At 61.3% G+C, this 12,502-nt stretch carries 11 protein-coding genes; 5 read left to right on the forward strand and 6 right to left on the reverse strand.

What is annotated here, in order from left to right:
- Positions 1–41: 41 nt before the first annotated feature.
- From FXN63_RS01985 to FXN63_RS01995, 3 genes are all read left to right on the forward strand, one after another.
- Positions 42–1,058, forward strand: a complete 1,017-nt coding sequence (locus FXN63_RS01985; RefSeq protein ID WP_148812354.1) for a LysR family transcriptional regulator — start codon at positions 42–44, stop codon at positions 1,056–1,058.
- Positions 1,059–1,181: 123 nt separating this feature from the next.
- Positions 1,182–2,159: a hypothetical protein gene (locus FXN63_RS01990; protein WP_222863990.1), complete on the forward strand. Its 978-nt coding sequence runs from the start codon at positions 1,182–1,184 to the stop codon at positions 2,157–2,159.
- Positions 2,159–2,689, forward strand: coding sequence for a restriction endonuclease (locus FXN63_RS01995; protein WP_148812356.1), 531 nt, complete (start codon positions 2,159–2,161; stop codon positions 2,687–2,689). Before FXN63_RS01990 ends, FXN63_RS01995 begins: the two co-directional genes overlap by 1 nt.
- 234 nt (positions 2,690–2,923) lie before the next feature.
- On the opposite strand, the gene pruA is transcribed toward FXN63_RS01995, so the two are convergent.
- The 5 genes from pruA to FXN63_RS02020 form a co-directional block, all read right to left on the reverse strand.
- Positions 2,924–4,522, reverse strand: coding sequence for an L-glutamate gamma-semialdehyde dehydrogenase (gene pruA, locus FXN63_RS02000; RefSeq protein WP_148812358.1), 1,599 nt, complete (start codon positions 4,520–4,522; stop codon positions 2,924–2,926).
- A 64-nt stretch (positions 4,523–4,586) separates the two neighbouring features.
- Positions 4,587–5,516, reverse strand: a complete 930-nt coding sequence (locus FXN63_RS02005; protein WP_148812360.1) for an electron transfer flavoprotein subunit alpha/FixB family protein — start codon at positions 5,514–5,516, stop codon at positions 4,587–4,589.
- Between the two features lie 2 nt (positions 5,517–5,518).
- Positions 5,519–6,268: an electron transfer flavoprotein subunit beta/FixA family protein gene (locus tag FXN63_RS02010; protein ID WP_148812362.1), complete on the reverse strand. Its 750-nt coding sequence runs from the start codon at positions 6,266–6,268 to the stop codon at positions 5,519–5,521.
- A complete protein-coding gene (locus FXN63_RS02015) occupies positions 6,265–6,900 on the reverse strand; it encodes a HutD/Ves family protein (RefSeq protein WP_148812364.1) in 636 nt (211 codons plus the stop codon). The genes FXN63_RS02010 and FXN63_RS02015 overlap by 4 nt, the downstream gene beginning before the upstream one ends.
- Entirely contained in the window at positions 6,900–8,087 is a 1,188-nt protein-coding gene (locus FXN63_RS02020; protein WP_148812366.1) for an NAD(P)/FAD-dependent oxidoreductase, read from the reverse strand. The genes FXN63_RS02015 and FXN63_RS02020 overlap by 1 nt, the downstream gene beginning before the upstream one ends.
- 264 nt (positions 8,088–8,351) lie before the next feature.
- Between FXN63_RS02020 and FXN63_RS02025 the strand changes: the two genes are divergently transcribed.
- Positions 8,352–10,016 carry an electron transfer flavoprotein-ubiquinone oxidoreductase gene (locus FXN63_RS02025; RefSeq protein WP_187395070.1) on the forward strand — a complete coding sequence of 555 codons (1,665 nt, stop codon included), beginning with the start codon at positions 8,352–8,354 and terminating at the stop codon, positions 10,014–10,016.
- A 122-nt stretch (positions 10,017–10,138) separates the two neighbouring features.
- Positions 10,139–11,311, forward strand: a complete 1,173-nt coding sequence (locus FXN63_RS02030; RefSeq protein WP_148812368.1) for a pyridoxal phosphate-dependent aminotransferase — start codon at positions 10,139–10,141, stop codon at positions 11,309–11,311.
- Between the two features lie 109 nt (positions 11,312–11,420).
- Here FXN63_RS02030 and FXN63_RS02035 read toward each other — a convergent pair whose 3' ends face one another.
- Entirely contained in the window at positions 11,421–12,350 is a 930-nt protein-coding gene (locus tag FXN63_RS02035; protein WP_148812370.1) for a LysR family transcriptional regulator, read from the reverse strand.
- Positions 12,351–12,502: the final 152 nt, after the last annotated feature.

Raw genomic sequence — 12,502 nt, forward strand, 5'->3', positions numbered from 1 at the left:
CGATTACTCTCAAGGGCAACAACGCAATGCTGGTGCCCTGCATGCCCAAAGCAAGTCCCACGACCCTGGCCGCCCGGGAGAGCTATCCCGACTGGAGCCTGCTCACCACCTGGGTGGCCGTGGTCGATTCCAAGTCCGTCTCCGCTGCCGCCACGCTGCTGGGTATCTCCCAAGCAGCCGTGTCGCAGCGCATCAAGCTGCTTGAAGCCTCGCTGGAAACCAGCCTTCTAGATCGCAGCACCCGCCCCGCCAAACCCACGACCGCCGGAGAACGGCTGTTCGAACACGCCACGCAGTTGTTGCAGCGGGCGGATGAGATGGTTGAAGGGGTGCGGAATTTGAGCCGTGCAAAGCGGCATATTGTTCGGTTCGGGTGCGTGGATTCGTTTGCGGCGACGATTGGGCCGACGTTGATTCGTGGGTTGTCAGGGGCTTCGCGGCAGATTCGGTTGTGGTCGGGGCTGACGCCAGTGCTGGACTCGCTGCTTGAGAATCGGCAGTTGGATATTGCGGTGACGACTAGTTCGGTTAGTAGTCGGCCTGGGATTAAGCGGCAGACTATCTTTACTGAACCCTACCTGTTGGTGCTGCCCAAGGATTTCGACCTGTCGGGCTGCCGCAGCTTTGGGGACATTGCTCGGCGGTTGCAGTTCATTCGCTATAGCTCGCGCTCTGTCATCGGTCAGGATGTAGACCGGTATCTGGAGGGATTGGGGGAGTTCTTCGAGCGCAGTTATGAGTTCGATGCGACCGATCCGTTGCTGAGTCTGGTGTCTGAAGGGCTTGGCTTTGCACTGACTACGCCGCTGTGCATCTGGCAGTCGCGGCATCTGATTCCCACGTTGCAGGTGTTGCCCGTGTCACGACTACGTGCTGCGGGCGACCCGTATCCGGTCCTGACGCGCACTTTCTATATGGCCTACCGCGAGAATGAAATGGGGAAGTTGCCTGGAGAGGCACGAGATGTAATGTTGATGGCGTGGGAAAAAATGGTGGCGCGGCAAATGGGGCCTGCGATGGGACTAGCTTCCAGTGATATGTGGGTAGAACTAAGTTGAGTTGACAACCTTCGCGTACGGTGGCTCGATAAGTCAGGTTATTGCGCTCGCATAGTGTCCGAGATACGCCGAATTTAAATTATTGCAGGGACTTGCGTATTGCTTTGAAAGATTTTCGATGGGGTGGAAGATGAATCTGTTTCGTTTGATTGGGCTTGCGTGATGAAAATTATTGGATACCTGTCTAATCACCGAGGCCGAGACGTAGTGTTGGCAGCGCTACAGGAGTTAGCGGCGTATGAGAACTATCGGATAGAAACTGTCGGTGATTTTTCCCGGGTTGGCTCGATTGCTCAGGCAATATGGGGGCTGATCAATATATCTGATGTATTGGTGGCTTATATATCTAAAGAGTCTCCGTACTTGTATTATGAGATTGGGCTTGCGCATGGGTCCGGAAAGCCTGTAGTAATTTTGGCCGAAAAGTCAGTGGCTCCTCCTGTGGAAGTGCTTGGGCAACGAGTATTTACGATTGATCCTCTGGTTGAGTCTGTTGAAAACATCGCTTTTCGAGTTCAAGATGCTATTGAAGAGGCTGTCCGAAAGAAGAATCTGTTCATTGGGTATCGCAATCCACGAGATTCTGACTATCTGCCGTCACCCCAAGGTTATCTATCTCCGATAGGTGACTTTCGCGCACTTTTTTCTTATGAAGGTGCTGCCCGAGGGCACCGTTTTGAACGGTGGTTTGTGGAAGCGGCGAAGAGTGTGCCTGGTTGGGAGGTAATCGAATCTGAGCGAAATCATAGACGTGATGACGGTTTTGATTGCGTGATCTGGAACTCGAGGGAGGATTACGAACTTACTGTTCTTGGAAATCCGATTGCGATCGAACTAAAGTCAATTCGGGGGATGACTGCTGATGTCCTTTCAAAGTTTCTTCATCGGGCGAGAATTAGCGGTCTCAAAGCAGTTGTGCTCGCTACAACGGGTAAAAATGACGCTCGTACACTAAAGCTTCTTTCGCGCCTAAGAAAGGAGGAAGGTATTAATGCTATTGCTCTGGATAGAGATGATCTAATTCATGTCTCTGATTCAGAGGGTATGGTTAATTTATTTAAACATAAAATCCGCGAATTGCTTTACGGAGGGGAGTACTGATGTTCGACCCCGCTCGTTTGGCAGTTTTAATTGCGGATGTCGATTCTGCTGTTTCTAATAATGAAAAGGGTGCGCGATTTGAGAATCTTGCTATCTATTTGTTTGAACATTTAGATGGTGTTGAGGTCGCTGAGCACGATATTATGATGGCATCTGAAGAAATTGATATAGTACTTTGGAATGCCCAGCGAGAAGAGGTGCTTCGTCCATGGGAGGCGGTAATTCTTGTCGAGTGCAAGAACTGGAGTGCTCATGTTGATGCGAAGGCTTTGGATAACTTTATTGCGAAGCTCAGGCGCCGCAGCTTAAAAACAGGAATATTTGTGGCGGCTAATGGGGTTACTGGCGGATTTATAAATGGGAATGGAAATGAGCCGGGGGCTGTGGGTGTAATTCGGAGCGCGCTACAGGAAGGTATTCGCGTGATTGTCATAACTTTAGATAACATTAGGCTGATGACGTCGCTTGATGATATTCGGCGGCTGATTAAGACTCGCTATTGCGGATTGTATGTGCATAAGGTTTTATAGGTTTGCTGAGTTGATCTGGTAAGAGGGCTGGCGGCGATAAGCTGTCAGAAGCCGGGTGTTAGGTATTTGAAATTAGTCTTGTTCTGGGTGGCGTGTAATTTTCCTCAATTTTAGAGGTGTTGCTGCGTCTAAAAATTTGATTGGGGTTTTCGTTTTCGAAAGCTCCCTGCTACGTAGCAGGGAGGTCTCGTTTTTAACGATAGAGGAATTGTTGCGGTAAAGAGCGGTTGTTAATTAGAACCCCCGCGCCGGCGCGTAAGTCTCCTTAACCACTCTCGCCGACGTCCAACGCAGCAGATTCATATACGAACCAGCCTTGTCGTTCGTGCCGCTGGCGCGGCCGCCGCCAAACGGATGCTGGCCGACGACTGCGCCGGTGGGCTTGTCGTTGATGTACAGATTGCCCACGGCATTGATCAGCACACGTTGTGCTTCCAGCAGCGCCGCGCGATCGGTCGAGAAGATCGAGCCGGTCAGTGCATACGCGGTGGTCGAGTCGATCAGCGGCAGCGTTTCGCTCCACTTGGCGTCTTCGTACACGTACACCGCCAGGATCGGTCCGAACAGCTCGTCACGCATCAGCGCGTGCAGCGGGTCCGACACTTCGATCACGGTCGGCTCGATGAAGAAGCCCGGCTCGTCCCAATACTTGCCGCCGGCGACGATCTTCACGCCGCTGTCGTTCTTGGCTTCGTCGATGCGGGCCGACAGGCGGGTCCACGAGGCGCGGTCGATCACGGCGCCGAGGTAGGTGTCGCGCTCTGCGACGTCACCGACCTTCAGCGAGCCGAGGATGCTTTGCATGCGTTCGCGCACGGCCGGCCACAGGCTCTTGGGGATATACGTACGCGAGGCGGCGCTGCACTTCTGGCCGCCGTAGCCGAAGGCGCCGCGCACCAGCGCGACTGCCACTTCGTCGGCGTTGGCCGAGGGGTGGGCGAGCACGAAGTCCTTGCCGCCGGTTTCACCAACCAGGCGCGGGAAGGTGCGGTAGTTCTCGATGCCGCCAGCGGCGCGGGCCCACATCGAACGGAAGACCGACGAGGAACCGGTGAAGTGCAGGCCGGCGAAGTCGCGCGAGGAGAACACGGCGTCGGTGGTTGCGACGGCTTCACCCGGCACGAAGTTGATGACGCCCGGGGGCAGGCCGGCTTCCAGCAGGGCTTCGTAGAAGATCCAGTTGGACAGGGCCGACTTGTCGGAGGGCTTCCACAGCACCACGTTGCCCATGATGGCGGGCGTGCACGAGATGCCGGTGCCGATGGCGGTGAAGTTGAACGGCGACACGCCGTAGATGAAGCCTTCCAGCGGGCGCCAGTCGGCGCGGTTCTGCGCGTGGCGGGTCGAGGGCGGCTGGTCGTTGTAGATGCGCTGGGCGTTGGTGGTGTTGAAGCGCAGGAAGTCGATCAGTTCGCAGGCGCTGTCGGGTTCGGCTTCTTCGATGGTCTTGCTCTGGCCGAGCATGGTCGCGGCGTTGATGCGATGGCGATCGCGGTCGGCAATGATTGCGGCGGCGCGGTGCATGATCGCGGCGCGGTCGGCGAAGGGCAGCTCGGCCCAGTCGCGCGCGGCGGCGAGGTTGCCGGCGATGGATTCCTTGATCTGCTCGACCGAGGGGCGGTGCACGCGGGCCAGCAGGCGCGACTGGTCGTGCGGCGCACGGATCTCGAAGGTGTCGTTCGAGAAGATTTTCTTGCCGTTGATGAAGGCGGGGACTTCGACGACCTCAGTCGACTTCAAGAACGGCTGCAGCGCAGCCCATTCGGCCGAACCGGCTTCGTAGCGCAGTTCGACTTCGTTATCGGGGCGCGAGAAATTCGGCGTTGCGTTCATGCGATGTTCCTTCTGAAATGCACACTGCCGCACAAGGCGGCAGCGGGGGAGGGAGGCTTTCTGATTACAGGGCGGCGGTCAACTGCGGTACGGCCTGGAACAGGTCGTCCGTCAGGCCGTAGTCGGCCAGACCGAAGATGGGGGCTTCGCCGTCTTTGTTGATGGCGACGATGACTTTGGCGTCTTTCATGCCGGCCAAGTGCTGGATGGCGCCGGAGATGCCGACCGCCACGTACAGCTGCGGGGCGACGATCTTGCCGGTCTGGCCGACTTGCCAGTCGTTGGGGGCGTAACCCGCATCCACGGCGGCGCGCGAGGCGCCCAGTGCCGCGCCCAGCTTTTCGGCCAGCGGGTCGAGGATCTTGAAGTTCTCGGCGCTGCCCAGGCCGCGGCCGCCAGACACCACGCTGCGGGCGCTGGTCAGTTCGGGGCGTTCGTTCTTGGCGACTTCGCGGGACACGAAGGACACCTTGTCGGAAGCTGCGGCGGCGGCTACGGATTCAACTGCAGCAGTACCACCCACCGAAGCAACCGCCTCGAAAGCGGTGGTACGCACGGTGATGACCTTCACCGCATCAGCGGACTTCACGGTTGCAACCGCGTTGCCGGCGTAGATCGGGCGGCTGAAAGTATCCGGCGATTCCACCGAGATGATCTCGGAGATCTGCGCCACATCCAGCTTGGCGGCCACGCGCGGGGCCACGTTCTTGCCGCTGGCGGTGGCGGCGAACAGCAGGTGGCTGTAGCCGGCGGCCACGGCCAGCACCTGCGCCGACACGTTCTCGGCCAGGAAGTCGCCCAAATGCGCGGCATCAGCCAGCAGCACTTTTTCCACACCTTCAACCGCAGCCGCTGCATCGGCAGCACCGCGTGCGCCGGAACCGGCCACCAGCACATGCACCGGCGCACCCAGCAAGCGGGCAGCGGCCACGGTATTCAAAGTCGCGCTTTTGATCGAACCGTTGTTGTGTTCGGCAATTACCAGGGTCGTCATGATCAGATCACCTTCGCTTCGTTCTTCAGCTTGTCCACCAGGGTAGCCACGTCGGGCACCTTCACGCCGGCCTTGCGGGCGGCGGGTTCCACCACTTTCAGGGTCTGCAGGCGCGGGGCCGGGTCCACACCCAGCGCCTCGGGCGTCAGCGTCTCCAGCGGCTTCTTCTTTGCCTTCATGATATTGGGCAGCGTGACATAGCGCGGTTCGTTCAGGCGCAGGTCGGTGGTCACGATGGCCGGCAGGGTCAGGCGAACCACTTCTGCACCGCCGTCGACTTCACGCGTCACCGTGGCCACGCCGTCTGCGACCTCGACCTTGCTGGCAAAGGTGGCTTGCGGCCAGTCCAGCAGGGCAGCCAGCATTTGGCCGGTCTGGTTGGCGTCGTCGTCGATGGCTTGTTTGCCCAGGATGACGAGCTGCGGTTGTTCTTTGTCGACCACGGCCTTCAGCAGTTTGGCGACGGCCAGCGGTTGAAGTTCCGCGTCGGTCTGCACCAGCACGGCGCGGTCGGCACCGATGGCCAGCGCGGTGCGCAGGGTTTCCTGCGACTGCAGCACGCCGCAGCTGACGGCAACCACTTCGGTGGCCTGGCCTTTTTCGCGCAGGCGGGTGGCCTCTTCGACGGCGATTTCGTCGAAGGGGTTCATGGACATTTTCACGTTGGCGATGTCCACGCCCGATTGGTCGGACTTCACGCGGACAGAGACGTTGTAGTCGACCACGCGTTTGACGGCGGTGATGATCTTCATGAGTCGGTTTTCCTCGGTGATGCAAGGCCGGGCGCCGTGTCGGCGAGCGGCCAGATTCGGATCAGGGCCAGCGTGCCGGCCTGTGCCGTGCCGGCTTGGGCCAGCAAAAAGGGTTCGATTGCGGTGGTGTCTACCGCGAATTCGCCGGCGTGAAGACGCAGGCTGGTGTCGGCGGCGTCGAGCTGGCCTTCCTGGTTGAAGGCGACGATCAGGCGTACTTCAGACGCGCTTACTTGCTGCGCGCTGGTGACGGATTCGACGACGGACTCGATGCTGGCGCCAAAGCGCGTCTCGTCCACCATCACGTTCAGTGCGCGCACCGGACCGTCGACCAGGGTGGCGTCCCAGGCGGGGGCACCGGCGTAGGCCACGGGTTGGTGGCGGCGCAGCGCCAGCTGCGTGTCGCCGTCGGCCAGGTCCACGCCTTCGCCATTCAATATCAGCGAGTGGCGTTGCTGGCCGACGAAGCTGGAATACGCGCCGTCGCGTGCGATGTCGGCCAGGCTCACGCGCCAGCCCGGTTTGCCCTGGGCGTCCGGGCCGCCCTGGGCCAGGGTGCGGGTGGTGCCGCCGCCGTTTTTCCAGGGCTCGGCGGGCAGCTCGTGCAACCAGCCAACACGCACGGCAGACATCAGGACACCGCGCCCAGGCCGTACTTGCCGGTCAGCAGGTTGCCGGTGGCAAAGCGGGTGATGTCGTACGGGGTGAGCGACACGTCGGTGGCCAGGCCCAGCGCTTCCTGCGCCAGCACCTTGCCCACGGTGGGCGACAGCTTGAAGCCGTGGCCCGAGAAGCCGTAGCCCACGATCAGGCCTTGCACGCCAGGCACGCGGCCCAGCACCGGGTTCCAGTCCGGGGTCACGTCGTACACGCCGGTCCACGACGAGGCCAGGCCGGCTTCGCCGTAGGCGGGGAAGCGGTCGGCAACCTGTTCGCCCACTTCGGCCACGTAGTCCAGCGGGATGTCGCCTTGTTCGGCTTCCGGGCCACCCAGCTTTTCACCCACGATGCCTTCGCTCACCAGCATCTGGTTGCCGCCGTAGCTGCGGCAGTACAGCATGCCCGGCGAACCCAGGTCTTTATAGACGGGCATCTTGAAGGTGTACGGGGCGGCTTCGCATTCCAGTGCCAGCACGGCGTGGCGCTCGGGCACCACGGGCATGGGCACGTTCACCCAGGCAGCCAGTTCCGGGGTCCAGATGTTCTGGGTGCTGACCACCGTTTCGCAGGCGAAGTCACCGGCGCTGGTGGACACGCCCACCACCTTGCCGTTTTCGATCAGCACGCGGTTGACGTTGACGTTTTCCTTCACGGTCACACCGCCGCGGCGGGCGCTGCGCGCAAAGCTGGTGGCGACCATGTAAGCGTCGGCGAAACCGGCTTCCGGCTCGTAGCCGATGACGGCGGCGTCGTCGAAGCGGCAGATCGGCAGCAGCTCGCTGGCTTGCTGGGCGCTCAGGTATTCCAGCGGAATGCCTTGGTCCACTTGCTGGGCCAGCGAGGCGCGCAGCGGGCCAAGCTTGTCGCTTTCCGGTGCGGCGATCAGGTAGCCGCACTTGACCAAGCCGGCCGAGGCGTCTTCGTCGCCCACGTAGGCGGCGAAGTTGTTGAAGACCTGCCAGGAGCGGCGCGCCAGCTCGACGTTCTCGGACACCGAGTAATGGGTGCGCAAGATGCCTGACGACTGGGACGTGGTACCGGCACCGATGGTGCCACGGTCCAGCAACAGGACCCGCTTGGCGCCGAGCTGAGCCAGGTGGAATGCCACCGAGCTACCGACCACGCCCGCACCGATGACGATCACATCGTAACTATTCACGAGAAGCACTCCGCGTTTTTGATGGACGCAGTGTGCGTGGGGTGCGCAAAAACCCCGCAAATATAAGAAACACTGATTTTGAGTAGAAGCGCGTGTAAGGCGGCTCTCACCAATGGCCAGCTTGCGTGTTGCTTCTTCTGAACATCAGCGCTGCTTATCCAAGCGGGCAGGGCGCCTGGCGTGTTTAAGCTGCGCTCCGGTTCATACGAAATGGGCCGCGCGCAGGCCTGTTCCCCGGTCTGGCGAGACTGCAAAGGAACGAGGATGGCTGGCGAAACGATGGACGTGGCACGCGACGAAATGGACTATGACGTGGTCATCGTTGGTGGTGGCCCCGCCGGCCTGGCTGCCGCCATTCGCCTGAAGCAGCTGGCAAAGTCGCAATCGCGCGAGCTTTCCGTCTGTGTGCTGGAAAAGGGTGCGGAAGTCGGCGCCCATATTCTGTCTGGCGCGGTGATGGATCCGCGTGCCATCACGGAATTGCTGCCCGACTGGCAGGCCGACGGCGCGCCACTGAATGTGCCGGTGGTCGAGGACCAGTTCCTGTTCCTGACCAAGACGGGCGCGCACAAGGTGCCGAACTTCCTGCTGCCGGACTGTTTCCAGAATCACGGCAACTACGTCATCAGCCTGTCGGACGTGGTGAAGTGGCTGGGCCAGCAGGCTGAAGCATTGGAAGTGGAAATCTTCCCCGGCTTTGCCGCCGCCCAGGTGGTCTACGGCGACGATGGCTCGGTGCGCGGGGTGATTACCGGCGACATGGGCATCGAGAAGAACGGCGAGCCCGGCGGCAACTACCAGCCCGGCATGCAGCTGAACGCCAAGTACACGCTGTTCTGTGAAGGCACACGCGGCCACCTGGGCCGCGAGCTGATGGAACGCTTCGACTTGCGCGCCAACAGCGATCCGCAGTCCTACGGCATAGGCATCAAGGAATTGTGGGAAGTGCCGGAAGCCCAGCGCAAGCCCGGCCTGGTGGTGCACTCCGCCGGCTGGCCGCTGGACACCAAGACCTACGGCGGCGGCTTCCTGTATCACGGGGCAGACGGCACGGTGTCGGTGGGCTGTGTGATCGGCCTGGCCTACCGCAACCCGCACTTGTCGCCCTTCGAGGAATTCCAGCGCCTGAAGACCCACCCGGCAATCCGCAAACACCTGGAAGGCGGCAAGCGCATTTCCTATGGTGCACGCGCGATCACGGCGGGCGGGCTGAACAGCTTGCCGACGCTGGTGTTCCCGGGCGGCGCGCTGGCGGGCTGCGAGGCTGGCTTCCTGAACGCGTCCCGCATCAAGGGCAGCCACGCAGCGATCAAGACAGGCATGCTGGCGGCCGAAGCGGCCTTCGAGGCGCTGGGCAAGGACCGCCAGCACGATGTGTTGAGCACCTATCCCGAAGCCTTCCGCGCGTCCTGGCTGCACGAAGAACTGCACAAGGCCCGCAACTTCAAACCCTGGATGAGCAAGGGTTTGCTGCTGGGCACGGCCATGGTTGGGCTGGAGCAGACGGTATTACGCGGCCGCATGCCCTGGACGCTGCACACCAAAAAGGCCGACCACGAATACCTGCTGCCGGCCGCCAGCTGTGCGCCCATCGACTACCCCAAGCCCGACGGCAAGCTCACCTTCGACAAGCTGTCGTCGGTCTTTGTGGCCAACGTCAGCCACGAGGAAAACCAGCCGGCCCACCTGACTTTGAAAGATGCGTCGGTGCCGGTGGCGATCAACCTGAAACGTTACGGCGGCCCGGAGGCCCGCTACTGCCCGGCCGGCGTCTACGAGTTCGTGAAGGAAGACTCGGGCGAAGACCGCCTGCAGATCAACGCGCAGAATTGCGTGCACTGCAAGACCTGCGATATCAAGGACCCGACCCAGAACATCGTCTGGGTCACGCCGGAAGGCAGCGGCGGGCCGACCTACAGCGGGATGTGAGTCGGCACGTTTGCATGTCAGGCCGCTGTTGGTAACTCCCCCGACGGCGGCTGTGGATAAGAAAATCAACAACAGGCCGCCGGCCTTGCTTGGACCGGCGATGCTCAAAAACCGGAGAAGAGATGAAGTACGCGGACTTGGTCAATCGCATCCAGGGCAAGCGCGCCCTGGCCTGGGGCATCCACCGTCGGGCGCTGCAGGCGCAGGACGCGGGCGAGGATGTCATCGTGCTGACCGTGGGCGACCCGGAATTCCCCACACCGGCACCCATCGTCGAGCGTGCGGTCGAGGCCTTACGGGCAGGCGACACCCATTACGCCACGCAATCCGGCCGTGAACCGCTGCGCGCGCTGATCGCCGAGCAACACCGCGCCCGCAACGGCGGCGATGCGGATGTGGCCAACGTGATTCTGCTGCCGGGTGCGCAGAACGCCTTGTTCGCGGCGTCCTTGTGCTTGCTGGAAGCTGGCGATGAAGTCATCGTGCCCGAGCCCATGTACCTGACCTATGAAGCCTGCGTGCGCGCCACCGGTGCAACGCTGGTGTTGGTCCCCGTGCACCGCGACCGCGCCTTCCACCTGGACTGCGACGCCATCGCCGCCGCAGTCACCGACAAGACCCGCGCCATCTTCTTCGCCACGCCTTGCAACCCGACCGGGGTGGTGGTGCCGCGTGAAGACCTGCAACGCATCGCCGACATCGCGACCCAGCACGACCTGTGGGTGCTGTCCGACGAGGTCTACGCCGACCTGACTTTCGAGCCCACGCACGTCAGCATCGCATCCTTGCCCGGCATGGCCGAGCGCAGCATCACGCTGGGCAGCCTGTCCAAGTCCTACGCCATGGCCGGTTGGCGCGTGGGCTGGGCGATCGGCCCGCAGGAATTGATCGGCCACATGGGCACCTTGGCGCTGGCCATGTTGTTCGGCCTGCCAGGCTTTGTGCAGCAAGCCGCGATGACTGCCTTGCAGCAGCGCGAGTCCATCGTGGCCGACATGAAGGCCATCTACCAAACCCGCCGCGACTTGGTGTTCGCACGCATCGGGCAGATTCCCCGCCTGCGCTGCCTGCTGCCCGAGGCCGGCATGTTCATGCTGATCGACGTAAGCGGCACCGGGCTGGAGCCGCTGGCCTTCACCGAACGCCTGTTCGAGGCGGAAAAGGTATCGCTGATCGACGCCAGCACCTTTGGCGAAAGCGCGCGTGGCTTCGTGCGGCTGGGCTTTGTGGTGGACGAGGCGCGATTGGAGGAAGCCTGCCGGCGCATCGAGCGCTTTGTGCGTTCGTTGCCGTAATCGGCAGCACAAGGTCAAAAAGGGCGGGGTCGTTCACCTGCAAATGGCCCCGTTTTCCCTTCGCCTATGAGTCATCGCGCCCGCAGCGGCCAATCACGCCCCTCGCGCGTCAAGGCCCGCCCTCGGCCAGCTGCTTGACCATATAGTCCAGAAACGCCTGCGAGGCCCGTGACAAGGTTCGGTCCTCCATCGTCTGCACTTCTATATTGCGCAGTTCCAGTCCCGGGTCGGATAACGGCACGCTCGCCAGTTCCCCCCGATCTACCTGATTGCGTACCGTCAGTCCACCGGCAATCGTGATGCCATCGTGGTAACGCAAAAATCCCACCAGGCTGCTGGTGTAATTGCAGGTCAGCGTGGCTTCCAGCGGCAGGCGTTGGCGGCTGACCGCAATGTCGAACAGCTGCCGCACCGTGGTGCTGGTTTCCGGTAGCGCGAGCGGGTATCCCTGCAACTGCGCCAGCGTAATGCTGGCTTCACCGCTCAAGGGATGGCCGTGGCGCATTACCGCCGTGACAGGCGACGCCGCCAGGTACACCACGTTCACCCCCGTCTGCGGTGCCCGGCTCATGGTGATGCCAATATCCGCATCCCCAGTCTGCACGCGCCGCGTCGTCTCAATGGGCGTGTGCACGTCCAGGTAGAACTGAAGACCTGGGTGCAGCTTCACGAACTCGGCAATCATGCGCGGCAGAAATTCCAGCGCAAAGCCTTCCGACGACGCAATTTTCACGCGACCGCGATGCATGCCTTGCAGGGCTTCGATGTCGTAGACCGCACGCTCGGCTTCGTGGGATGCCTTCAGCGCATGCACGGCCAGCATCTCGCCCGCCGCGCTGGGAATCATGCCGCGCCGGTGCCGCTCGAACAGCGGCGTACCCAGCAAGGATTCCAGCTGCGTGATGTGCCGGCTGATCGACGACCCCGCCACGTTCAGCCGGGCCGACGCCTCACTGATAGATCCGCAACGGACGACTTCCAGGAAATAGCGCAGCGCGGTGTCTTGCAACTGTCGAGCAACGAGATGAGAACGAGACATGGCCGATGGTTTACCCGCTGAAGGTTTGCCCGAATGTGGTTTGCCCTAAAGGCAACGAAATCTTAGAAATTTTATAACGATGGAAACGTGATTGTGGCCGCGTTCTTGCATAACGGTATGTTCAATCGCCACCTCGACCATGATCAGGGAGT

It is taken from the genome of Pigmentiphaga aceris, from assembly GCF_008119665.1.
GTDB classification, from domain to species: domain Bacteria; phylum Pseudomonadota; class Gammaproteobacteria; order Burkholderiales; family Burkholderiaceae_B; genus Pigmentiphaga; species Pigmentiphaga aceris.